The organism is Streptomyces sp. NPDC021212 (assembly GCF_044332925.1).
Lineage (GTDB): Bacteria > Actinomycetota > Actinomycetes > Streptomycetales > Streptomycetaceae > Streptomyces.
Map to the genome: position 1 here is coordinate 1 of NZ_JBIRPZ010000004.1, position 24523 is coordinate 24523.

Here is a 24523-nt window from a genome sequence, read left to right on the forward strand (position 1 = left end):
CCCGAGGCCGAACGGCTCTTCGCCAGCACCAAACCGGTCAAGGACCGCGCGGAGACCTTCGCCGACGACCTGGGCACGGTCTCCACCGCCCTGTCCGAGTACGCCACCGAGATCCGCCCCCTGGTCACCAAACTGGCCCAGCTCAAAACCAAGGCCACCACCTTCGTCAACGACAACAAAGACGACGACGACTGGGAATACGACGAAGACAAGGTCGACGAACACAACCAGCTCCGCGACGACATCACCGCCACCGTCGCCGCGTTCTGGGCGGCTGAGCGCACCTGCCACAACAAGATCACCGCCCTCTTCGGCGGCACCCAGATGGTCGCCGGCGACGGATCAAAGGCCAAGAACCAGTACGGATTCAACGCCGACGACCTGAAGAACGCCAAACTCCCCTGGGGCGACCCGGTCGAGGAAAAACACCACGTCTGGGAAGTCGGCCACTGGGTCAAATCCTTCGTCTGGGACGGCCTGATCGTCGACGGCGTCTGGGGCACCATCAAAGGCCTGGGCACCCTCGTCGGCGTCGACGGCTGGGACGCGGCCGGCCAAGCGTGGAAGGGCCTTGCCCAACTGGGCACCGGCCTGGCCATCAGCACCATCCCCGGAGCGAGGGAAGCCTTCTGGGGCCTGCCCGATGACAAACTCCCCTCCTGGCTCCGCGACTCCCGCAACACCATGAAACAGACCGGGAAAGCCCTCGTCGCCTGGGACGAATGGGGCAAGAATCCGGGCCGGGCCGCGGGAGCGGTCACCTTCAACGTCGTCACCACCGTCTTCACCGGCGGCGCCGGCGGAGCAGCCGCAGGCGCCGGCAAAGCCGGCGCCGTCGCCAAAGCCCTCTCCGTCGCCGGCAAAGCCGGCCGCGTCATCGACCCCATGACCTACGTCGCCAAAGGCGCCGGAGCCGGCCTGTCCAAAATCGGCGACATCACCAAGGGACTCAAGGGCATCGGGAAGGTCGATGTCCCCCATCTGCCCGACGGCGCGGTGGAATTGCCCAACGGAGCCGCTCTGGAGCCGAACGGCAACCTCATTCCTCCGCCGCCCCCGGGCCTGTACGGCGCGGGCCACGGCGCCTCCGGCCTGCCGGAGTCCTGGCAAATCCAGCAGCCGGGAGGCCACGCCGGAGCCGGCGTTCCCGGTGCGCCGCATCCGGGCGCCCCGGTTCCCACAGGCGGGCATGTGCCGGGAGGCTCCTTCGGGCCCACGGGCGGTTCGTTCGATCACGTACCGGGCGGCCACGCCAACCCCGGCGGTCACATACCGACCGGCGGTCCCGCGCACGCGCCGGGCTCCTTCGGGCCCGCCCCCTCGTCCTTCGACAACGCCGCGGGCGGCAACGCCGGCCACGTACCCGCGGGCGGCCATGGCACATCGACGCCGTGGTACCACCAGACTCCGGGTAGCCACGTCCCGGGAACCCCGGCCGGCCATGTGCCGGGCGAGGTGGGCAGCCACGTACCGGGCCAGGCCGGCCCGCACGTCCCCGCCCACGACGTTCCGGGCACCGGGCACCCGCACACGCCCGATACCCCGCACGGGCCGGGCCACGACGGTCCCGGCGCGCACGGACACGACGGTTCGTACGGCGGACACGGCGATGATGCGTTCGGCCACGGCGACGACGCGGCGCACGCCGGCGACCACGTGGACCTCGGGGACGGCGTCCCGCACCACGGCGCCGACGCGCCGACCGTCCCGGGCCACGGGGGCACGGACGTACCGGGCAGCGGTGCGGCGGAGCCGTTCGAGTACAAGCCGCACATGTCGGCGGCCGACTTCAACAACCTGGCCACCGACGCGGAGAGGCACGCGGTGGCCCAGGCCGAACTGGCGCCCGGCACGAACCCCCATCCCAGCGCCTCCAACGAGGCCGGGGAGGCGTACGGCAACGCATACTGGAACGACTTCCTCGACGACCTCGACCCGGACGCCCACAATGCGCTGCACCTGTACAGCGACTTCTACTACACACAGACCAACGGCCCGCTTCGGCAAGGGTTGGATGTGCACCCCAACGTCCAAAAAATCGTGGACGACATCGACCGGGTCATGGGCTCCCGTCCCGTACCCGAGCCCATCATGGTCGTACGAGGAACTAACGTCAGCCACCTCGACCTGCGGTCGCCGCTCGAAATGCAGGGCAATGTCTACGACGACCTCGGATACACCTCCACGTCGCTCGGCAAGGACTCGGCCATGGACTGGAAGCCTGTGCAGATGCATCTGCGGGTGCCGAAGGACACACCTGCTCTCTGGATCGACCACATCTCCGCCAACAAGGGGGAGCGGGAGCTGCTCCTCGCTCGTGGTACGGAATATAAGGTGACGCGCGTCTTCCAGGACGAGGGCGGACAGTGGCAGGTCTACGGTGAGGTCCTGCCCAGGGCGAAGCCGTAACCGCACCCCGGGCCGGGCAGACGACTCAAGGAATGTGGACTTGTGAGTAGTGAGCAGCCGAAGCCGTCGCGCTTCGAGGAAGACCTGCAGTTCAGGGAGAAGCCGGGCGGTCCGGCGCGTTACCAGGACTGGACCGAGAAGCCCGTGCGGTACTTCACCGTGGTCAACAAGAAGGACGGGTCGGTCCTCGGGTATGTGTGGGCCGGGGACGAGGACGACGCCGCCGCCTACGAACCGCGTGAGGCAGGTGGCTCCCGCGCGGCGAACGAGGGGATGGTGTGGATCGAGCAGCTGCGCGACGCGAAGGCGCGCGGCCTCCGCCCGAGCCAGACCCTCACCGAGCTCTACGGCAACCCCGAACCGCCCGGCATGGGCCGCCCCCTCCCCGGCTCCCTTGCCGACGCCCCGAACGCCGCCGCGGTCGAGGCCCTCGCCAAGACGGGCTGACAAGGCACCTTGAGCAACATGCCCGAACCCGTGCGCTACATCGCCGTCGCCGCGCCCGACGGACAGGTGATGGGGTACGCCTGGGGTGACTCCGCCGATGGCGGCTGGGTGGACCGCAAGGCGAGCAGTCGCGACGCCTACACGGCAGGGGAGGAGTGGTACGACGCCAAGGTGCGTACCGCACGGGAACGCGGCGTCGCACCGCTCGACGTCCTCGACCTCCTCACCCGCGAGCCCGGCGTCGGTCCCGTCACCGCCGCCCCCGATGTGGCCGCGATCGAGGAGCTCGCCCGTACCGCCACCCCGGCCGACGACCAGCGCCTGATAGCCGCGCTCGACCGGGACAACGCGGCGGCCTGGCGTGAGCTCGCCGCCGCCTACGACGCGCTGACGGACGAGGACCGGGACGTGAAGTGGGGCGGGGGCGAGAAGAACGCCAGAGGCGTGATCCAGATGCCGTATCCCCTCTACAGCGAGGCGCTTTGGCGCGCCGTGCACGCACTGCGGGGCATAGGTGTCCTCACCGCCGAGTACCGGTGGTCGGCCAATCCCCCGCCCCGGCTGTCGCCGGACGGACGGCTCTCTCCGGCCGACGCCGTGCGCGCGGGCATGATGCTGGTGCTCGGGGAACGCGTCAGCGACGGCATCATCGACGACGCGGTGAAGAGCGGCCTCCTGGACGCCACCGTCGAGTCGCTCCGCACCTGGTACGACACGGAGGGTGCCACGCCGCCGAGCACCAACCCGTACGCCCAGCGGTCCGGGCAGGGCCGGCGGAGCCCGTTCTCGCGGTTCATTTCCCAGCCGTTCACGGTCATCAGGAATCTCGCCGCGCGCCGCAAGATCAGCAAGCTTCCGCGCCCCGCGCCGGGGCCGCCGGCCCCGCCTCCGGGGTGTACTGCCAACTCACCCATGCCATATGTTCCAGAGACCACGACCCACGCAACGCACGACTGAGGCAACGGACGACAAGACGGATGGCACGGGATTACGACAGCCAGCTGCTGGAGTCGGTGGCGGTACGCCGGCGCAGGATGCGGGACGCGCTGCTGTTCGGCGCGCAGCGGGCGCGGCGCACGGCGGACGAGCGGCTCGGCAAGGTGTTCGCCGGGATCGCCATCGCGGCCGTGCTGTGCGCGGGCTGCGTCGGATGGTCCTTCCTCCAGCACACGCTGGCGAAGCAGAAGGCCGAGCAGCAGAAGCAGCAGCGCCAGGAACAGCAATACGAGCAGCCGCCACAAACACCGAAACCGGGAGATTCCGGGAAGAGTGCGAAGAATTCTTGAAGTTCGTAATCTTCTCGGTATCTCGGCAGTTCCGCAACTCCCCGCAACTCACGTACCCGTAAGGGGATTCCGGCACCTCGGCCAGGAATTCCACGCAAGAGGAAAATGTGCAGGGCACTAGTAACATGAGCATGCCGAACAGGCCCCGAGTCTTCAAGTCGCGACGATAGGTTCCCGTAAGTGGTGAGCACAGCAACGACATCCCGGGCGCAGCTAAGCCGGGTGACCTTGGTCGGCGAGCGACGCCGGGCCGACATCGTCCTGCCCTCCGACACTCCGATCGGGCAACTGCTGCCGGACATCCTGCAGTTGCTGGACGACCGGGCCGCGTCGCGTCCGATGACCAGGCAGCTGATCACGTCCGACGGCTCCGCACTGCCGCACGACAGCACGCTGTCGTCGGCCGAGGTCGCCGACGGTGCCGTGCTCCGCCTCGTACGGGCCCATTCGGCCCCGCCGGCCCCCGTCGTGCACGACGTCACGGACCTGGTGGCCGACGACCTCGACCTGCAGGCCTGGCGCTGGCGGCCCGCCGCGCGCCGGATCAGCGCGGGCGTGGCCACGGTCGTCTTCGCGGTGATCGCCGCGGTGCTCGCGCGTGACGAGTTCGCGCTCGGCTCCCTCGTGGGTGCCCTCGGCGCGGTCGCGTTCGTCCTCCTCGCTGCCGGCGCCCTGGTCGCCAAGGTGGGGGAGGGCAACCGCGGGCTGGCCACGGCGCTGCTGCTCGCCGCCGGCGGCCTCGGCCTGCTCACCGCGTGGACCGCCGCCGATGCCTACGACTGGTCGGGGACGGCGCGGCTCGCCGGCGTCACGGGCGCGCTGGTCGTGATGCTGCTCCTGCTCGGTTACTTCTCGCCGCTCGGCCGCGGCGGGCTCATCGGGGCCGCGGCCACCGCCGGCCTGGCCGTGGTGTGGGAGGCGGTTGCCGCGATCCAGGGTGACCCGGTCCGGCTCGGTGCCGTGATGGCCGTCTTCTCCGTGATCCTGCTCGGCCTGCTGCCGCGGCTCGCGCTGATGGCCTCGGGCCTCACCGCGCTCGACGACCGCCGTTCCGGCGGCAGTTCCGTCAGCCGCCACCAAGTGGGCAACGCCCTCGCGGCCACGCACCGCGGCCTCGCGCTGGCCACGATCGTCACGGCGGCCTCCGCGACGGCCGGCAGCTGGCTGCTCACCCGTGCCACGACGCCGTCCGTGTGGACCGTGGCGCTCCCGGCGCTGGTGGCCCTGGTGCTGCTCTCGCGGGCGCGCGCCTTCCCGCTGGTCGCCGAGGTCGTGGCGCTCTTCGCCGCTGCCGCGGTCCTCGTCGTGCGCCTGGTGATGGTGTGGATGCAGCACGCCGGGGGCGCCGGGCCGCTCGCCGTGCTGTGCGCGGCCGCGGTGCTGCCACTGCTGATCCTGGCCGTGCAGCCACCCGAGCATGTGCAGGTGCGGCTGCGGCGCATCGCCGACATGGTCGAGTCCATCGGTGTGGTGGGGCTCTTCCCGCTCGCCGTCGGGGCGTTCGGCGTGTACGGACAGCTGCTCAACAAGTTCTGATGCTCCTCACAAGTTCCGAGTCGACGCGCAGGCGCTCCGAGCGGGGCAGCAGGACGGGAAAGAAGGGCTGACATGCCGAACGGAGACAACTGGCAGGGCGACGTGCTGCGTGACCTGCGGGGCGGGGCCGCGCCGCAGGGAGCGCCGCAGCAGGGGGCGTACGGCGTCCCCGCACAGGGCGCGCCCGCGTACGAGGCGGGGCCGCACCCGGCCCCCGGGAGCCCCGCGCCCCAGCAGCAGGCCGCCGACCACCCGGCCAGGCCGCAGCAGCAGTACCAGCCGGGCCAGGCCGCTTACGCCCCGGCCCGCCCGCAGCGCACCCCCGACTCCCGGCCCGTGGTGGACCGGGGGCTCGCCGTGACCGGCCGCAAGCCGCGGCACGGCGAGTCCTTCGCCGCGCGGGCCACGCGCAACCTGCGCCGCACCGTCGCCTCCTCGGCCGCCCGCGAGGTCGCCGACACCACCGCCAGCGCCGAGGTCCTCCAGCAGCCCGTGACCACCGGCCGGCAGATCGCCGTGACGTCCATCCGGGGCGGCTCCGGCAAGTCGACCGTCGCGGCGCTGCTCGGCACGGCGTACGCGCACTACCGCCAGGACCCGGTCCTGTTCGTCGAGGCCGACCCGTCGCTCGGCTCGCTGCCGCTGCGGCTCGGCGCCGAGACGCTGCGCTGGACCACCGGCGACCTGGCGGGCATCGTCGAGCCGCAGATGTCGCTTCTGGACGTCACCGGCTATCTCGTACAGCTCCCCAACAACGCCTGGCTGCTGCCCGGCAGCCAGGGGCAGATCGGCGCGATGCTGGAGACCAGGGCGTACGAGCGGGTCATGGTCTCGCTGCGCCGGTACTTCGGCGTGACCGTCGTCGACTGCGAGACGCTGCCGGCCGAGGTCGCCCGGGTCGCGCTGTCCGCCGCCCAGGCCCGCGTGCTGACCGCGCCCGCCACGCTGGAGGGCATCACCAGCACGTATGCGGTGCTCCAGTGGATGCAGGGGCTGCCCCCGCACGTGATCGCCGGCACGGTGGTGGTCCTCACCGAGCTCGTGCCGCACAGCGGGCTCGACCTCGACGAGGCGGTCAAGAAGCTGAAGTCCACCGGGGCGACCGTTCGGACCCTGCCGTACGACCGGCACCTCGCGGCCGGCGGCGCGATCCGTACCGAACTCCTCGCGCACTCCACGAGGGAAGCCGCCACCCGCCTCGCCGCGGACGCGTTCCGGCTCTCCCAGCAGCGCCACTGATCCCCATGCCGAGCCCGACCGTGAGTGACGGACGCCGATGAGTACCCGACTGATCCACCGCCCGGCCAGGACCGCCCGGCCCCAGGTCGCCCCCGAGGCACGCACCATCGAAGCGCCGCCCAACCTCCCCGAGGGGAAGTCGGGCAACATCGCGATGTCGATGCTGCCCGTCGCCGGTGTGCTGTCGTCCGTGATCATGATGACGGTCGTACGGAACAGCCAGTTCGCCGGGCTCGGCGCGATCATCGTCGTCGTCACGCTCATCGGTACCCTCGGCCTCGCCTTCTCGCAGCGCGGCAAGGCCCAGCGCACCCGCCGCACCCAGCGCGAGGCGTACCTCTCGTACCTCGAGGACCTGCGCGAGGAGCTGTCCAAGGAGGAACGCGAGGGGCGCGAGAAGGCCGACGTCCTCAACCCGCCGCCGGACGCCCTGTACGACATAGTGCGCGACCCGGCCCGGCTGTGGGAGCGCCGCCGGGTGGACGGGGACTTCCTGCGCGTGCGGGTCGGCACGGGCGAGATGCCGGTACGTGACCTGAAGGTCGCCCAGCAGGGCTCGTCGGTCCTCACCCCGCCCGACCGCTTCATGCTGAACGAGGCGTCGGCGCTGATGGACCGCTTCCGCACCGGTACCGAACTCCCGCTCACCATTCCCCTCGACCGGGTCGGCAACGTCAGTGTCATCGGCCCGCGCGAGGACTGCCTGCGCGTCGCCCGCGCACTGCTCGTGCAGACCGCCGCCACCCACGCGCCGGACGACGTGGGCATGGCGCTCGCCGTGCCGGGCGAGCGGCTCGGCGACTGGGAGTGGGCCAAGTGGATGCCGCACCTGCTCGACACCGAGCAGTTCGACGGCCCCGTCGCCGCCCGCCGTATCGCCCCCTCGCCGCCCCAGCTCGCCCAGCAGATCGGCGCGGAGCTGCGTCGCCGCGCCTCGTACGCGGCCGAGGTGCGCCGGGGTCTGTCCGGCAAGGACGCCCTGGCCATGACGTCCCGCCTGGTCGTCGTCTCCGACGGGCACGGCGAGGACGCGGTGGATCTGCCGCGTCCCGACGACGCGGTCGGCCTGCGCGACATGGGCGTCACCGTCCTGCACCTGCTCCAGGAGCGGGTCCAGGAGCCGGGTCAGGTCAGCGTGCGGATCACCGTCGACGACGGCCGGGTGGTCATCGAGGACCTGCGCGCCGAGGAACCGGTCAACGCCCACGGCACCGTGGACGAGGTCAGCATCCCGTTCGCCGAGGGCCTGGCCCGCATGCTCGCGCCGATGCGGCTCTCCGCCGAGTCGCTCGTCGACGCCCCCCTGTCCGGGCCCGTCGACTTCGCCGGGCTGCTCGGCATCGATGACGTGGCAGAGCTCGACCTCTCGCGCCAGTGGGCATCGCGCGGTGAACGTGCCTTCCTGCGTGTGCCGATCGGTATCAGCGACTCCCACGAACCGGTGCTCCTCGACCTCAAGGAGTCGTCCGAGCTGGGCATGGGCCCGCACGGGCTGTGCGTGGGCGCCACCGGTTCCGGCAAGTCGGAACTGCTGCGCACCCTCGTCCTCGCCCTGGTCGCCACGCACCCGCCGGAGGACCTCGCCATGGTCCTCGTCGACTACAAGGGCGGTGCGACGTTCGCTCCGTTCGCGAACCTGCCGCACGTGGCCGGTGTCATCACCAACCTGGAGAACCAGGCCGGTCTCGTGGAGCGCGTCCACGCCTCGCTGGCCGGCGAGGTCAAGCGCCGGCAGCAGGTGCTCAAGGACGCCGGCAACGTCGCCGACATCGGTGACTACGCCACGCTGCGGGCCGAGAAGCGTCCCGATCTCGACCCGCTGCCGCACCTGTTCGTGGTGATCGACGAGTTCGGTGAACTCCTGACCGCCAAGCCGGACTTCATCGACCTGTTCCTGTCCATCGGGCGCATCGGCCGCTCCATCGGTGTGCACCTGCTGCTGTCCAGCCAGCGCATCGAGGGCGGCAAGCTCAAGGGGCTGGACACCTATCTCTCGTACCGGCTCGGCCTGCGCACCTTCTCCGCCGACGAGTCCCGCACGGTCCTGGACACCACGGACGCCTTCCATCTGCCGCCGCTGCCCGGCTTCGGGTACCTCAAGGTCGACACCACCCACTACGAGCGCTTCAAGGCAAGCTATGTCTCCGGCGCCTACCGGGGGCCCGTACAGCGCGACGAGGAAGAGGACACCGGTCCGCTCGCGCTGGAGTACGAGGCGTTCAACACCCTCGCCACGTCGGAGGCCCCGGGCGAGGGGGAACCGTCGGTGCGGCGCCGCGAGACCGGCCCCACCGAGATGAACGTCGTCGTCGGACAGCTGGAGAACGCCGCCGATCCGGTCCGGCGCATCTGGCTGCCCCCGCTGCCCGCCGCGATCACCCTGGACAAGGCCGCGGGCCCGGTGGACGTCGGCGCGCGCGGCATGCAGCTCGCCACGCGCCGCGGCCCGCTGCAGGTGCCGCTCGGCCTGCTCGACGACCCCACCAAGCAGTGGCAGGGCCAGTGGTACCTGGACCTCACCGTGGCGGGCGGTCACGCCGCCGTCATCGGCGGCCCGCAGTCCGGCAAGACGACCCTGCTGCGCACCCTCGCCCTCTCGATCGCGCTGACCCACACCCCGCAGGAGGTCGGCGTCTACGGCCTCGACCTGGTCGGCGGCGGCCTCCAGGCGATGTCCGGGCTGCCGCACGTCGGCGGCGTCGCGGGCCGCGCCGACCGCGAGCGCGCCGGGCGCACCGTCGAAGAGGTGCGGAACATGCTCGCGGCCCGCGAGGAACTCTTCCGCCAACACGGCATCGACTCCGTCGAGCAGCTTCGTACCCTGCACGCGGCAGGTCGGCTGCACCAGCTGGCCTCGGCCGAGATCGTGCTCATCATCGACGGCTTCGGCGCGCTGCGGGACGACTTCGAGGAGCTGGACGATGCCGTCATGGACATCCTCAAGCGCGGCAGTGGATACGGCATCCACGTGGTCGCGGGCATGCTGCGCTGGAACGACGTCCGCATCGCGGCCCAGTCCAACTTCGGTACCCGCGTCGAGCTGCGCCTGAACGACCCCAGCGAGTCCAGCATCGACCGCAAGCTCGCCCAGACGCTGTCGCCCGACGAGCCCGGCCGCGTCCTCACCGACGGCAAGCTGTTCGCACAGATCGCACTGCCCCGTACGGACGGCCTCGCCGACACCGCGGACCTGGGGGCGGTCCTGGAGCGCACCGCCCGCACCGTCCGCGCCACCTGGAGCGGTGACGTGGCCCAGCCCGTACGGGTCCTGCCGCGCGTCCTGGAGCCGCATCTGCTGCCCGGTCCGGCCGCCGAGCCGCAGCAGGTGCCCATCGGCCTGGACCAGACGGCGCTCGCTCCCGTCCTTCTCGACCTGTTCGAGTACGACCAGCATCTGCTGGTCCTGGGCGACAGCGAATGCGGCAAGACGAACCTCCTCAAGACCATCTCCCAGGGCCTCATCGAGCGCTACAGCGAGGACGAATTGGTCTTCGCCGTCATGGACCCGCGGCGCAGCCTGCGTGGCGCGATCCCCGAGGAGTTCCGCGGCGGCTACGCGTACAACGCCAAGATGTGCGCGGGCCTCGCCACCGGTATCGCCACCGAGCTGGAGAAGCGGCTGCCCGACGAAAGCGCGGACACCGAGGACCTGGAGCCGGGCAGTTGGGGCAGCGGTCCGCGGATCGTGGTCCTCGTCGACGACTACGACGTACTGACCACCGCCGGGCAGGCACCGCTGACGCCGTTCCTGCCCTACATCCCCTCAGCGGCCGACATCGGCCTCCACTTCGTCGTGACGCGCCGCGTCGCAGGCGCCTCGCGCGGCATGTACGAGCCGCTGATGCTGGGCCTGCGGGAGTCGGGCGCCTCGGCCGTCCTCATGTCGGGCGACCGCAGCGAGGGCCAGCTGTTCCCCGGCGTGTACGCCGGCCAGCAGCCGGCGGGCCGTGGCGTGTTCATCCGCAGGGGCCGTCCGAACCGCCTGATCCAGACGGTTTACACGGACGGGTGAGGGCACCGGGTCGCTCGCACACGCACGCCACCGAGGCTTCCACGGACGACGCTACGGACCACGAAGGACCGGACGGGACCCATGACCAAGGACGTCATCACCCTCACCCCGAACATGCCCGCCCCGCTGAGCGTGCTCGCCGGTCTGCTCTCCGGCGGCCCCGACAAGCTGGTCGGGACGACGGGTGAAGACGCCGTCGTACAGCTCTGCGACACGGAGGGCCGCCCCCTCGTCTCGGTCGAGGCGCCGGTGCTCGTGCAGGTCGCGGGCGAGGCCGAACGGCTTCTCGGGGCCGCCGCGCCCCCGGTTCCGTTCTGGTGGACGGAGGTCCGGGCCACCACCGGCGTCGAGGAGGCCGAGCGGCTCGCGGGCACCTTCGCCGCCCGGATCATCTCCCTGACCGGCGGCTCTGCGTGGCCGCCGGAGGCCGCAAGCTCCCTCGCCGTGGTGAAGACCGACGGCGTGAGCGTCGCGCCCACGCCGGCGGCGGCGCAGCCCGCCGTCGACGCCCTCACCGACAAAGTCGCCGTCATCATCCAGGACCGCCCGGTGGTCTCCATGACGGCCTGGCTCTCGGACGCCTACCGAGCGGCGGCCAACGCCGAATTGGGCCTCCAGATCGTCACCTCCCCGGACACCGTCCTCTCCCCCGCCGTCCGCAACAGCCTGAGCGGCTGGCCGTCGCGCTGGGTCGTGCAGGACGAGCGGGAGGGTTTCTACGACGGGCTGTCCGGGGCCGTACTGGCCTGGCAGAACGGCCTCTTCGCCACGGTCGAGTCCGACGAGGCGACCGCCGACGACCCGCACACCAAAGTGGCCGCCTCCTATCAGGAGGTCGCGGACACCGGCGAGCGCCAACTGGCCATCTCCTACCGCACGGTCCACCCCGCCGACGACCGCCTCGTCCTCGGCGGCGCCCTGGAGGCAGTCTGGCGCGAACTCACCGGCGAACCCCCGGCAGGCTGGGGCACGGCCGAACCGGCCAACCTCCCCTGGTCGCTGCGTCAGCTGACCGACCTGGCGCACGACCGGGCCCCCGAGCCCACCTGGCTCGTGGTCGTCGGCACCCCCGCCCGCCCCGGCCTGGCCACGATCCGCATCAGCCGTACGACGGCGGGCGTGGAGGAGGACGTCACCCTGGCCTTCGGCTACGGACCTGACGAAGAGCCGCCGCTGGACGCCCTCCCCCGGGCCGCCGAGATCCTGGCCACCCGCCACAATCTCCAGTCGATGCTCATCCAGCTCCGCAAGGCCCGCCGCGACCTCGCCGTCCCGCCCCGCTTCGAAGGCCCCGGCGTCCCCCTGGCCTTCGTCCTCGGGGCGGAGGAAGTCCGCCAACTCCCCGGCGACCGCGCCCGCCGCACCCCCCTGTCCGACACCCCGATCCAGCTCGGCCCCAAAACCCTCCCCGCCCTGTACTACCCCCTCCCGGGTGACCCGTCGGACCTCTCGGGCTGGCAGGACTTCGAGCGTCTGATGCGCCACCTGAAGGGAGCCTGACCGCCACAGCCCCGTCGCACCCTTCACGCAACGGCCCCACTTCACGGCGAACCACCGGCCTTCCCCCACTCGTCTACGACGGTGACCAGCTAAGGAAGGTGAGGGCTCGATGAGTTCCCTGCTCAAGGCGGTGATGATCGCCGTGCCGTTCGTGGTGATCATCATGCTCTTCGCGAAAGCATCCAAGACCGGATCGAGGGACAGCCCCCTCGGGGGCAACCGACGCCGCCGCGGCTCCGGCGGCTGGTGGGCCGGAGGCAGCGGCGGATCCTCCTGCAGCGGCGGGTCCTCGTGCGGCGGAGGCGGCGGCTGCGGCGGAGGCTCGTCCTGCGGTGGAGGCGGAGGAGGCGGCGGCTGCGGAGGCGGCGGCGGTGGCGGTGGTGGGGGCGGCTGAAGAGAACGCGGGACGCCCACCAAAAAGCCCAGGTCACACGGAGTGTGACCTGGGCTTTCGATTGAGCCGCCTAAGGGAATCGAACCCTTGACCTACGCATTACGAGTGCGTCGCTCTGGCCGACTGAGCTAAGGCGGCGTGCTGGTGGTGCCTGATCGGCAGCAGCAGCTTCGCCAAGTCTACACAGTCCCGGGGGGTGCTCCGTACGGGGTTCCGGGGCGGCGGGCGGGGGTCAGGTGCAGCGGCGGTGGGTGGGGGCGGGGGGTCGGCCGGTGAGGAGGTAGGTGTTGATCGCGGTGTCGACGCAGCGGCTGCCGCGGGCGTAGGCGGTGTGGCCGTCGCCGTCGTAGGTGAGGAGGGTGGCGGAGGTGAGCTGGGAGGCGAGGGCGCGGGCCCAGCGGTACGGGGTGGCGGGGTCGCGGGTGGTGCCGACGACGACGATGGGGGCGGCGCCCTTGGCCCGGAGGGGGCGGGGGTGGCCGGTCGGGGGGACGGGCCAGTAGCCGCAGTTCAGGGCGGACCAGGCCAGGGACCTGCCGAAGACGGGGGATGCCTTCTCGAAGGCGGGGAGGGACGCCCGGACGTCGGCGGGGGTGCGGAAGGCCGGTGGGAGGTCGAGGCAGTTGACGGCGGGGTTGGCGTACATGAGGTTGGCGTAACGGCCGTCGGTGTCGCGCTCGTAGTAGAGGTCGGCGAGGTTCAGCAGGCCCTCGCCGTCGCCGCGCTGCGCCGCGCGGAGGGCGGTGCGCAGTTGGGGCCAGGCGCCCTCGTCGTACATCGCGCTGATCACGCCGATGGTGGCGAGGGATTCGGTCAGCGTGCGGGAGCCGCCGGTGGACACCGGGTGGGAGTCGATGCGGCGGAAGAGGGCGCTGAGCCGCTTGCGGGCGCCCGCCACGGTGCCGGTGCCGAGGGGGCAGCCGGAGCGGCGGAGACAGTCCCGGGCGAAGGCGGTGAAGGCGGTTTCGAAGCCGGCGGTCTGGTCGCGGTTCATGCGCCGCGAGGTCAGCGTGGGGTCGAGGGCGCCGTCAAGGACGAGGCGGCCGACGCGGGCCGGGTAGAGGTCGGCGTAGGTGGCGCCGAGGAAGGTGCCGTACGAGGCGCCGACGTAGGCGAGTTTGCGGTCGCCGAGGGCGGCGCGCAGCAGGTCCATGTCGCGCGCCGCCTCGACGGTCGAGACGTGGCCGAGGATGCGGCCGGAGCGGGCCGCGCAGCCGCGGGCGAACTTCTTGTACGCGGCGACGAGCCGACGGGTCTCGGCGGAGTCGTCGGGGGTCTGGTCGGTCCGGGTGAAGGTGTCCATCTGCCGGTTGTTCAGGCAGGTGACGGGTTCGCTCCCGGCCACGCCGCGCGGGTCCATCGCGACCAGGTCGTACCGGGCGCGGACCGGCGCCGGGTAGCCGATCGCGGCGAAGCTCTGCAGATAGCCGATCGCGGAGCCGCCCGGGCCGCCGGGGTTCAGCAGGAGCGAGCCGATGCGACGCGCGGAGCGGGTCGCCTTCTTACGGGAGACCTCCAGCTTCAGGTCCCGGCCGGCGCCGGGCCTGGCGTAGTCGAGCGGGGCCTTCAGCGTGGCGCAGTCGAAGCCCGCGCCGCCGGGGCACTTGTGCCAGGTCAGGGTCTGTTCGTAGTACGGCCTGAGGGCGGTGGGGACGGTCTTCGGCAGGGACGCGGCGCGCGGCGCCGAGGCTCCGGCGGAGCAGCCGGAGAACAGCAGGGCGGCGCCCGCGACGGTGACGCCGATGGTGGTGAGCGTGCTGCTACGGCGGGTGGCCATCGGCGGATCCCTCGGGTCGCGGGTGCCGGCGAGGAGCCGCCGACGACACGGAGCGTATCCGCCCGACTACGCTCCATGCGGCCACGGGCTCACTCGTACGGGCTACGGGTCAGGAAGCGGCCCGCGGGTCGGCGCGTCTCAACCCGCGCGCCTCAGCCCGCGCGCCTCAACCCGCGCGCCTCAACCCGCGCGCCTCAACCCGCGCGCAGCGCCATGGTCATCGCCTCCACCGCCAGCAGCGGCGCCACATTGCGGTCCAGCGCCTCGCGGCAGGCCGAGACCGCCTCGATCCGGCGCAGCGTCCGCTCCGGCTTCGAGCCCGACGCCACCCGCTCCAGGGCGTCCCGCACGTCGGTGTTGGCGAGCGCGACCTGGGAGCCGAGCTGGAGGGCCAGCACGTCCCTGTAGAAGCCCGTCAGCTCCGTCAGGGCCAGGTCGAGGCTGTCGCGCTGGGTGCGGGTCGCGCGGCGCTTCTGGCGGTCCTGGAGCTCCTTCATGGCCCCGGCCGTGCCGCGCGGCAGCCGCCCGCCCGTACCGGCGGCGGCGCCGAGCGCGGCGCGCAGCTCCTCGGTCTCCTTGGCGTCGACCTCCTCGGCGACCTGCTTGGCGTCCTCGGCCGCCGCGTCGACCAGCTCCTGCGCCCCCTTGAGGCAGCCCCCCACGTCGTCGATGCGCAGCGGGAGCTTGAGCACCGCCTTGCGGCGGGTCCGGGCCCGCTCGTCGGTGGCCAGCCGCCGGGCGCGGCCGATGTGCCCCTGGGTGGCGCGGGCGGCGGAGGCGGCCAGCTCGGGGTCGATGCCGTCACGGCGGACGAGGATGTCCGCGACGGCGTCCACCGGGGGCGTACGGAGGGTGAGGAGGCGGCAGCGGGAGCGGATGGTGGGCAGCACGTCCTCCAGGGAGGGCGCGCACAGCAGCCATACGGTGCGCGGCGCGGGCTCCTCGACGGCCTTCAGCAGCACGTTGCCCGCGCCCTCGGTGAGCCGGTCGGCGTCCTCCATGACGATCACCTGCCACCGCCCGCCCGCGGGGGAGAGCTGGGCGCGGCGGACGAGCTCGCGGGTCTCCTTGACGCCGATGGTGAGCATGTCCGTACGCACCACCTCCACATCGGCGTGCGTACCGACCAGGGCGGTGTGGCAGCCGTCGCAGAAGCCGCAGCCGGGGACGCCGCCGAGCGCCCGGTCGGGGCTCACGCACTGCAGCGCGGCGGCGAAGGCGCGGGCGGCCGTGGCCCGGCCGGAACCGGGCGGTCCGGTGAACAGCCAGGCGTGGGTCATCTTGGACGACGCCATGGGCTCGGAGTCGGGCTCGGCCGACGCACCGGCCGTGACCAGCGCGTCCGCGTCGCGCGCGGCAGCGGTCAGCTGGGCCGCTACTCGGTCCTGTCCGACCAGGTCGTCCCATACCGCCATGGCTGCCTCCGCCTTATCTGCCCAACGCGTCCCATTGTGGGGCACCCCACCGACAACGCCGCCAGGCGGTCAGCGGCGGCGGCCGCCGCCGCCCTCGTCGTCACGGTCGCGGTCGCCGAGGAGTTCGTCGGCGAGCGTCGGGAGGTCGTCCAGCGGGGTCTCCTCCGCCCAGTCCGGGCGCGGACGCCGACGGCGCGGCTGGTCCTGGCCCTGGTCGTGGCCCTGGGCCTGGTCGAACTGCGGCAGCTCGCGCGTACGGTCGTCCCCCTGCGCCTGCCCCTGCTCCTCCTCGCGGAACATCCACGGCGGAACCCGGTCGGCCGGATCGGCGGGCCGCTCCTCGCCTGCGGGCCGGTCGTCCCGTACGGGCGGCAGGACAGCCGTCTCATCGGTCGCGGAGGACCCCGGAGCGGACTGCTCCGGCGCCTGCGGCCGGGGAAGGAGCGTGGTCTCCTCGGCGTCCGGATCCTGCCGGGGGCGCCCCGGCGGCACCCGCGGAAGGACGGCGGTCTCGTCGGCGTCCGCGTCGGATGCCGTCCCAGCCGTCCCGGCCGCCGTATCCGACGGCGCATCGGGCGTCCCGTCGGGCGGCGTCGGAATCTCGGTCTCCACGGTCGGAGCGTCGGCCGCCAGCCGCGCCTGCTCCGCCCGCAGCAGCGCCTCCTCCGCCTTGCGCTGCTCCTCCTGGCGGCGCGCCGCCGCCTCGGCCCGCTCCAGGGCCTGCGCCTCCGCCTTGCGGCGGAGCCGCTCCTGCTCGGCGGCGCGGGCGCGGTCCTCGGCCTCGATGCGCTTGCGGTCCTCCTCGGCCCGTCGGCGCGCGTCCTCGGCCCGCTTACGGGCCTCCTCCGCCTGCCGCTCGGCCTCGCGCTGCCGCGCCTCCTCCAGCTCGCGGCGCTTGCGCTCCTCCTCCTCGGCACGCGCCTTGGCCAGCGCCTCCTGGCGCTCGCGCTCCAGCCGCTCCTCCTCCGCCTTGCGGGCGGCCTCCTCCTCGGCCTTGCGGCGCGCCTCTTCCTCCGCCGCCTTCCGTGCCTCCTCCTGGGCCGTCAGCTCCGCCTCCGACAGCGGCAGCATCTGGTCCAGGCGGTGGCGTACGACGGAGGTGACCGCCTCCGGCAGCTGTCCGGCGTCCACGACGAGGTAGCGGGCCGGGTCGGCGGCGGCGAGGGCGAGGAACCCGGAGCGCACCCGCTGGTGGAACTCGGCGGGTTCGGACTCCAGCCGGTCGGGGGCCTCGGTGAAGCGTTCGCGCGCGGTCTCCGGGGAAACGTCGAGCAGCACCGTCAGATGCGGCACCAGGCCGTTCGTCGCCCAGCGGGAGATGCGGGCGATCTCGGTCGCGGCGAGGTCGCGGCCCGCGCCCTGGTAGGCGACGGACGAGTCGATGTAACGGTCGGAGATGACGACCGCGCCGCGCTCCAGGGCCGGACGGACCACCGAGTCGACGTGCTCGGCGCGGTCCGCCGCGTACAGCAGCGCCTCCGCGCGGTGCGAGATCCCCGCGGACGAGACGTCGAGCAGGATCGAGCGCAGCCGCTTGCCGATGGCGGTCGCGCCCGGCTCGCGGGTCACCACCACCTCGTGGCCCTTGGCCCTGACCCATTCGGCCAGCGCTTCGACCTGCGTGGACTTGCCCGCGCCGTCACCGCCCTCGACGGCGATGAAGAAGCCTGTCGCGGCCGGGGCCTCCTCCGCGCCCCCGCCGCGCAGCAACGCCTCGCGGAGATCCTGCCGCAGCGGGACACCCTGCCGGTCGTCGGTGCGGCCGAGGACCAGCGCGGCGATGGGCAGCAGCAGCGCGCCGACGAGCATGAGCGTGAAGGCCGCGCCGCCGTGGGCGAACACGAAGTCGCCGCTGCCGAGCCGGTGCGGCCCGATCACTGCGGCGAGCAGCGGGGCGGCGACGGCGCCGAGGCCGACGGAGACGCGGACGACGGCCTGCAGGTGCTCGGTCATCCGGGGCCGGCGGGACTCCTCCAGCTCCTGGTCCAGGAGAGAGTGGCCGGTGTTCGCCGCGACTCCGGCCGACAGACCGGCGAGCAGCGCGATCATCAGGACGGTCGTCGCGTCGTGCACCAGGCCCGCCGCGAGCAGCGCGAGACCGGTCAGCGCGACCGACAGGGCGAGCAGCCGACGCCGTGAGAGCCCCGGGAGGACCTTGGGCGCCCAGCGGATGCCGACCGCCGGTCCGCCACTGAGCACGAGCACCAGCAGCGAGAAGCCGACCGGGCCGCCGCCGAGGTCGACGGCCTGCAGCGCGGCGACGCCGACGGCGGCGGCGACGGCGGCGGCCACTCCGGCGCAGGCGAGGATCAGCAGCGGTACGGCGCCGGTACGGCCCTTGTCGGCACCGGTACCGGAGAGGGCGCGCGGACGGCGCAGCCCTTCGAGCGGGGAGCGCGTACGGGGGGTCTGCGCGCCGGGCAGCTCCACGAAGTAGAGGACCGAGATGGACGCGGCGAACAGCCCGGCGCCGACGTAACTGCCGAGCGCCGCCTGATGGGCGTGGAACCAGCTGACGCCCGTCCCCAGCAGCCTGCCGATGAGCATGACGACGAGGAGCCCGGCGGCGGCCAGCGGCAGGCTGAGGAAGTTCGTCCGCAGCGAGAGCCGGCGCAGCGCGTCCATGTGGTCCGGCAGCGGGCGCACGGCGGCGCCCTCGACGGGCGGCGCGGGGAGCAGCGCGGGGGCCGCGTCGTCCTTGGCGATGGTCCAGAAACGCTCGGTGACGCCCACGACGAAGGTGGTGATGAGCAGCCACGCGACGGCGTCGTCCGGTGCCCAGTCGATCCACAGCGGCGCGATGAGCAGCAGGACGAGCCGCAGCCCGTCCGCGCCGATCATGGTCCAGCGGCGGTCCAGCGGGCCGGACGGGCCGATGAGCGCGGAGAGCGGGCCGAGGAGCACCGCCCCGAACAGCAGGGTCGCGAGGAGCCGCATGCCCAGAACGGCGGCGACCGCCAGCGCCGCCCCTCTGTAGCCCCCGCCGAAGGAGCCCGCTGACACCGCGGCCTGCAGCGACAGCAGTACGAGCACCAGCACGGCCAGCGCGTCCGCGGTGCCGCCGACGAGTTGGGCGCTCCAGAGCCGTCGTAGCGGCGGATAGCGCAGGAGGGCTCGGACGGCACGCTCGCGGGAGTCCGCGGCAAGGGCGCCGGAAGTGGGGGTCACGTCCGAAAGCTGCTCTCGCGTCATCCCGCAAGCCTATCCGGATCACGTGAATCCACGTCCCCCCGGCCGAACAAACGGACGGGGGCACGCGGATGACGTGCGGGCGAGCCGGGCGGTTACTCCGCCGTGGCCGCCGTCTTCTTGGCCGCCGCGGCCTTCTTGGCCGTGGTGGTCTTCTTCGCGGCCGTCTTCTTGGCCGTGGTCTTCTTCGCCGCGGTCGTCGTCTTCTTCGCCGCGGTCGTCTTGGCGGCCGTCTTCTTGGCGGCGGTCTTCTTGGCGGCGGTCTTCTTGGCCGGGGCCTTCTTCGCCGCGGTCTTCTTGGCGGCCGCCTTCTTCGCGGTCTTCTTGGCCGGGCCCTTGGCGCGCTTCTCCGCCAGCAGCTCGTAGCCGCGCTCGGCCGTGATCGTCTCGACGTCGTCGTCCCGGCGCAGCGTCGCGTTGGTCTCGCCGTCCGTGACGTACGGACCGAAGCGGCCGTCCTTGACCACGACGGGCTTCTCGCTGACCGGGTCGGTGCCCAGCTCCTTCAGCGGCGGCTTGGCCGCGGCCCGGCCGCGCTGCTTGGGCTGCGCGTAGATCGCCAGCGCCTCGTCGACCGTGATCGTGAAGAGCTGCTCCTCGCGCTCCAGCGAGCGCGAGTCGGTGCCCTTCTTCAGATACGGGCCGTAGCGGCCGTTCTGCGCGGTGATCTCGATGCCCTCGGGGTCGGTGCCGACGACGCGCGGCAGCGACATCAGCTTGAGCGCGTCCGCGAGGGTCACCGTGTCCAGGGACATCGACTTGAAGAGCGAGGCGGTGCGCGGCTTGACCGCGTTCTTGCCGGTCTTCGGGGTGTCGTCGGGCAGCACCTCGGTGACGTACGGACCGTAGCGGCCGTCCTTGGCGACGATCGGGCGCCCGGTCTCCGGGTCGGTGCCCAGCTCGAAGTCGCCGCTCGGCTTGGCGAGCAGCTCCTCCGCGAACGCCACGGTCAGCTCGTCCGGCGGCAGGTCGTCGGGGACGTCGGCGCGGTGGCCGGTCTCGCCCTCGGTCTTGGCGGGACGCTCGACGTACGGGCCGTAGCGGCCGACGCGCAGCATGATCCCGTCGCCCACGGGGAAGGACGAGATCTCCCGGGCGTCGATCGCGCCCAGGTCGGTGACCAGCTCCTTCAGGCCGCCGAGGTGATCGCCGTCGCCGTTTCCGGCCTCGGCCGCGGCGACCGCGTCACCGCCGTCGGCGCCGTTCACGCTCTCGCCGAAGTAGAACCGCTTGAGCCACGGCACGGCCTGGGCCTCACCGCGCGCGATGCGGTCGAGGTCGTCCTCCATCTTCGCGGTGAAGTCGTAGTCGACCAGTCGGCCGAAGTGCTTCTCCAGCAGGTTGACCACGGCGAAGCTCAGGAAGGACGGCACCAGCGCGGTGCCCTTCTTGAACACATAGCCGCGGTCGAGGATGGTGCCGAGGATCGTGGCGTACGTGGACGGGCGGCCGATCTCGCGCTCTTCCAGCTCCTTGACCAGCGACGCCTCGGTGTAGCGGGCCGGGGGCTTGGTGGCGTGACCGTCGGCGGTGATCTCCTCCGCGCCGAGCCCGTCGCCCTCGGCGACCTGCGGCAGACGGCGCTCGCGGTCGTCCAGCTCGGCGTTCGGGTCGTCGGCGCCCTCCACGTAGGCCTTCATGAAGCCGTGGAAGGTGATCGTCTTGCCGGAGGCGGAGAATTCCGCGTCCCGGCCGTCGCTCGCCCGGCCGCCGATCTTGACGGTGACGGAGTTGCCGACCGCGTCCTTCATCTGGGAAGCGACGGTCCGCTTCCAGATCAGCTCGTAGAGCCGGAACTGGTCGCCGGTGAGCCCGGTCTCCGCCGGGGTGCGGAAACGGTCGCCCGAGGGACGGATGGCCTCGTGCGCCTCCTGCGCGTTCTTCACCTTGCCGGCGTACGAGCGCGGCTTGTCCGGCAGGTAGTCGGCGCCGTACAGCTGCGTGACCTGCGCCCGGGCCGCCGCCACCGCCGTGTCGGAGAGGATGGTGGAGTCGGTGCGCATATAGGTGATGTAGCCGTTCTCGTACAGCTTCTGCGCGACCTGCATGGTGGCCTTGGCACCGAAGCCGAGCTTGCGGCTGGCCTCCTGCTGCAGCGTCGTCGTACGGAACGGGGCGTACGGCGAGCGGCGGTACGGCTTGGACTCGACGGACCGCACCGTGAAGGCGGTGTCGGCGAGGCCGGCGGCCAGGGCGCGGGCGTCCGCCTCGTTCAGGTGCAGGACGTTCGCGCCGTCCTTGAGCAGCCCGAGCGACGTGAAGTCACGGCCCTGGGCAACCCGGCGGCCGTCGACGGCGGACAGCCGGGCGCCGAAGGTGCCCGGGTCGCTGGCGTCACCGGCCCGGCCGGTGGAGAAGGTGCCGGTCAGGTCCCAGTACTCGGCGGAGCGGAAGGCGATGCGCTCGCGCTCGCGCTCGACGACGAGACGGGTGGCCACCGACTGGACACGGCCCGCGGACAGGCCCCGCATGACCTTCTTCCACAGGACCGGCGAGACCTCGTAGCCGTAGAGGCGGTCCAGGATGCGGCGGGTCTCCTGGGCGTCGACCAGGCGCTTGTTCAGCTCGCGCGGATTGGCGACGGCCTCGCGGATCGCGTCCTTGGTGATCTCGTGGAAGACCATCCGGCGGACCGGCACCTTGGGCTTGAGGACCTCCTGGAGGTGCCAGGCGATGGCCTCGCCCTCCCGGTCCTCATCGGTGGCGAGGAAGAGTTCGTCGGACTCGGCCAGCAGCTCCTTGAGCTTCTTGACCTGGCTCTTCTTGTCCGCGTTCACCACGTAGATGGGCTGGAAGTCCCGCTCGACGTCCACGCCGAGCCGGCGGACCTCACCGGTGTACTTGTCGGGAACCTCTGCCGCACCGTTCGGCAGGTCCCGGATGTGCCCGACGCTCGCCTCGACCACGTAGCCCGGGCCCAGGTAGCCCTTGATCGTCTTCGCCTTGGCAGGCGACTCGACGATGACGAGTCGGCGGCCGCCCTGTGCGGTCTCGCTGGTGGTCGGGGACAACTTCGCTCTTCTCTCCGGTCGACGCTCGGTGAACGGACGCTGCAGCGCGGGTAACGCGTACACGGCCCTCTACGGTGACGCTGCGGAGTGTGACGGTACATCCCGCCCCCGTGTCAAACGGAAAAAGCCCGCAACGCCACTCGAACGGTAACCCGACAAGCGTCCTGTCTGCCGCCCGGACCGGCACAAGCCTCGCGGAAGGCGCCCTGTCAGGCGTAACCGAAGCACCAGATCCCGCCGCCCAGAGAGGCGACGGCGAAGAGAAGGGAGAGGGTCGCGGAAGCGACGGGACTCACACCGTCGACGACCGGCGCACGCAGCCGCAGCCGCCCCGCTGTCCACAGCAGCAGGGCCGCACCGAACAACACGAATGCCGTTCCGGCGAAGATCGCAGGTCCGCTCTCCATGCCCGGAGCGTGACACGCGCCGGAGGCGTACGCGCGAACCCCGGGTGAACGGTGCGCGGCCGCCCTTTCCGGCCGCGTTCACGTCTCCGGCGGCGTCTTCCCGCCATGCGGGGGCAAGGGGGCGCGCGGCCGCGCCCCCGGCGCACGCCCGGCGCGCACCGTGTCGTGGCGACCCCGCGAAGATCCGCCGGACCGGGTCCACGGCTACGGGTCCACGGCTACGGGGGCACGCCGTGCCGGGCAGGGCTCACGGCACCTCGTCTGCCACGGGCTGCAGAAAGCCCTGCTCGACCAGGAGCCGGATGGACTGCGGGGTGCGGTCGCGCAGCACCACCGGGTCCTCCCCGAGCAGCTGGGCGATGGCGTCCAGGATCCGGCCGGCGCTCAGCGTGCCGTCGCACACCCCCGCGAACCCCGCGCTCACCGTGTCGACCTTGGTCGCGCGCCGCATGCCCCGGTTCTGCCGGAGCACCACATGCTCGGGGTCCTCCATGCCGGGCAGCCCGACCTGCTCCTGGACGACCTCGTCGGCGAGCCGGAAGCGGGCCGTCAGCAGCGCCGCGTCATCGTGCGCACGCAGGAAGTCCTGCCGGTCGAAGTGGGCCGCCACGGCCTCGCCCAAGGGCTGCTCGACCGGATGCGGCCACTCCTCCACCGTCACCGACGGCCGGTCGGCACCGGACTTGCGCAGCGTGATCCAGCCGAATCCGACGGCCGTGGTCCCGCGCGCCTCGAACTCGTCCAGCCAGGCGTCGTAGCGCGCCGCGTACGCCTCGGGCCCGGCCAGGTGCTCGCCCGCGTCACGCAGCCACAGCTCGGCGTACTGCGCGACGTCCTGCACCTCGCGCTGCACGATCCAGGCGTCGCAGCCCGGCGGCACCCAGGAGGCCAGCCGCTCGTGCCAGTCCTCGCCCCGGATGTGCTGCCAGTTGGCGAGCAGCTGGCACCAGCCGCCGTCGCCGAGATGTGCGGCCGACTGCTGGACGAGGGTGCGGCACAGATCGTCCCCGGCCATGCCGCCGTCGCGGTAGACCAGCCGGTCGCCCTCCGCGGAGCGCGGCGAGATCACGAACGGCGGGTTCGACACGATCAGGTCGTACGTCTCGCCGCCGACCGGCTCGAAGAGCGACCCCTCGCGCAGATCCGGCTCCGGCGCCCCGGACAGGGCGAGGGTGAGCCGGGCCATGTCGAGGGCGCGCGGATTGGGGTCGGTGGCGGTGACGTGGGCGGCGTGGCGGCTCGCGTGCAGCGCCTGGATGCCGGAGCCGGTGCCGAGGTCGAGAGCGCGCTTGACTGGCGTACGGATGGTGAGGCCGGCCAGCGTGGTGGACGCGCCGCCGACCCCGAGGACGAGCCGCGAGCGGTCCGCCGCCCCGTGGGTGCCGCCGGGCCCGCCGATGCCTCCGGCGCCGCCGACCGCGCAGCCGAGGTCGGAGACGATCCACCAGTCCTGGCCCTCGGGGCCACCGTAGGGGCGCACATCCACGCTCGCGCGCACCTCGGAGCCGTCCCGCACCAGCCAGCCGTCGGTGAGGCAGTCCGCCACCGGCAGGGCCTCGGCGGCCCGTTCGTGGGGCACCGGGCGCTGCAGCAGAAAGAGCCGCACCAGGATCTCCAGCGGGCTGCCGCCCCGGGCGGCGCGCAGCGCGGGGACGGTCTCGCCGCGGGCCAAGGCGGCGTAGGCGGGCGCGCCGAGCAGATCCAGCAGGCCGTCAGCGGTGAAGGAGGCGGCCAGCAGCGCTTCACGCAGGCGGGCGGTGCGCTCGGGGTCGGGAATCGGGAGGCGGGAGGTGGGCTGGTGCGTACTCACGCCCCCATTGTCGGGGCAACCGCCGACCGTCGGCGACGACGGGCGGCGGCCTGGGGACAAGCCACCCTGTGGATAACTCGACCACTCGACG

15 protein-coding genes and 1 tRNA gene are annotated in these 24523 nt (G+C 72.5%); 9 read left to right on the forward strand and 7 right to left on the reverse strand.

Annotated elements, in window-relative coordinates:
- The 9 genes from ACH4SI_RS11415 to ACH4SI_RS11455 all read left to right on the forward strand — a co-directional run.
- Positions 1-2409 (forward strand): ADP-ribosyltransferase (locus tag ACH4SI_RS11415; protein ID WP_398295267.1); only part of this gene is annotated, 2409 nt, incomplete at its 5' end.
- 42 nt (positions 2410-2451) lie between these two features.
- Positions 2452-2856 (forward strand): hypothetical protein, encoded by a 405-nt coding sequence (locus tag ACH4SI_RS11420; protein WP_398295269.1) that lies wholly within the window; start codon positions 2452-2454, stop codon positions 2854-2856.
- A gap of 18 nt (positions 2857-2874) precedes the next feature.
- Positions 2875-3813, forward strand: a complete 939-nt coding sequence (locus ACH4SI_RS11425) for a DUF6508 domain-containing protein (protein WP_398295271.1) — start codon at positions 2875-2877, stop codon at positions 3811-3813.
- 20 nt (positions 3814-3833) lie between these two features.
- A complete protein-coding gene (locus ACH4SI_RS11430; protein WP_398295273.1) occupies positions 3834-4142 on the forward strand; it encodes a hypothetical protein in 309 nt (102 codons plus the stop codon).
- Positions 4143-4322: 180 nt separating this feature from the next.
- Positions 4323-5678: a type VII secretion integral membrane protein EccD gene (gene eccD / locus ACH4SI_RS11435; protein WP_398295275.1), complete on the forward strand. Its 1356-nt coding sequence runs from the start codon at positions 4323-4325 to the stop codon at positions 5676-5678.
- 72 nt (positions 5679-5750) lie between these two features.
- Positions 5751-6917, forward strand: a complete 1167-nt coding sequence (locus ACH4SI_RS11440) for a MinD/ParA family protein (RefSeq protein ID WP_398295277.1) — start codon at positions 5751-5753, stop codon at positions 6915-6917.
- Between the two features lie 37 nt (positions 6918-6954).
- On the forward strand, positions 6955-10929 hold the full coding sequence (gene eccCa, locus ACH4SI_RS11445; RefSeq protein WP_398295279.1) for a type VII secretion protein EccCa: 3975 nt from the start codon (positions 6955-6957) through the stop codon (positions 10927-10929).
- A gap of 81 nt (positions 10930-11010) precedes the next feature.
- Positions 11011-12429, forward strand: a complete 1419-nt coding sequence (locus ACH4SI_RS11450; protein ID WP_398295281.1) for a DUF6177 family protein — start codon at positions 11011-11013, stop codon at positions 12427-12429.
- A gap of 109 nt (positions 12430-12538) precedes the next feature.
- Positions 12539-12823 (forward strand): hypothetical protein, encoded by a 285-nt coding sequence (locus ACH4SI_RS11455; protein ID WP_398295283.1) that lies wholly within the window; start codon positions 12539-12541, stop codon positions 12821-12823.
- A gap of 64 nt (positions 12824-12887) precedes the next feature.
- Here ACH4SI_RS11455 and ACH4SI_RS11460 read toward each other — a convergent pair.
- The 7 genes from ACH4SI_RS11460 to ACH4SI_RS11490 form a co-directional block, all read right to left on the reverse strand.
- A tRNA-Thr gene (locus ACH4SI_RS11460) sits at positions 12888-12961 on the reverse strand.
- A gap of 94 nt (positions 12962-13055) precedes the next feature.
- The gene (locus ACH4SI_RS11465; RefSeq protein WP_398295286.1) at positions 13056-14600 is read right to left on the reverse strand and encodes an alpha/beta hydrolase; all 1545 of its coding nucleotides are present in this window, start codon (positions 14598-14600) and stop codon (positions 13056-13058) included.
- 194 nt (positions 14601-14794) lie between these two features.
- Positions 14795-16015 carry a DNA polymerase III subunit delta' gene (locus tag ACH4SI_RS11470; RefSeq protein WP_398295288.1) on the reverse strand — a complete coding sequence of 407 codons (1221 nt, stop codon included), beginning with the start codon at positions 16013-16015 and terminating at the stop codon, positions 14795-14797.
- 69 nt (positions 16016-16084) lie between these two features.
- Entirely contained in the window at positions 16085-19207 is a 3123-nt protein-coding gene (gene tmk / locus ACH4SI_RS11475) for a dTMP kinase (protein ID WP_398295290.1), read from the reverse strand.
- A 92-nt stretch (positions 19208-19299) separates the two neighbouring features.
- A complete protein-coding gene (gene topA, locus ACH4SI_RS11480; RefSeq protein ID WP_398295293.1) occupies positions 19300-22215 on the reverse strand; it encodes a type I DNA topoisomerase in 2916 nt (971 codons plus the stop codon).
- A gap of 209 nt (positions 22216-22424) precedes the next feature.
- Positions 22425-22622, reverse strand: a complete 198-nt coding sequence (locus ACH4SI_RS11485; protein ID WP_398295295.1) for a hypothetical protein — start codon at positions 22620-22622, stop codon at positions 22425-22427.
- Positions 22623-22869: 247 nt separating this feature from the next.
- Entirely contained in the window at positions 22870-24432 is a 1563-nt protein-coding gene (locus tag ACH4SI_RS11490; RefSeq protein WP_398295297.1) for a methyltransferase, read from the reverse strand.
- Positions 24433-24523 lie beyond the last annotated feature (91 nt).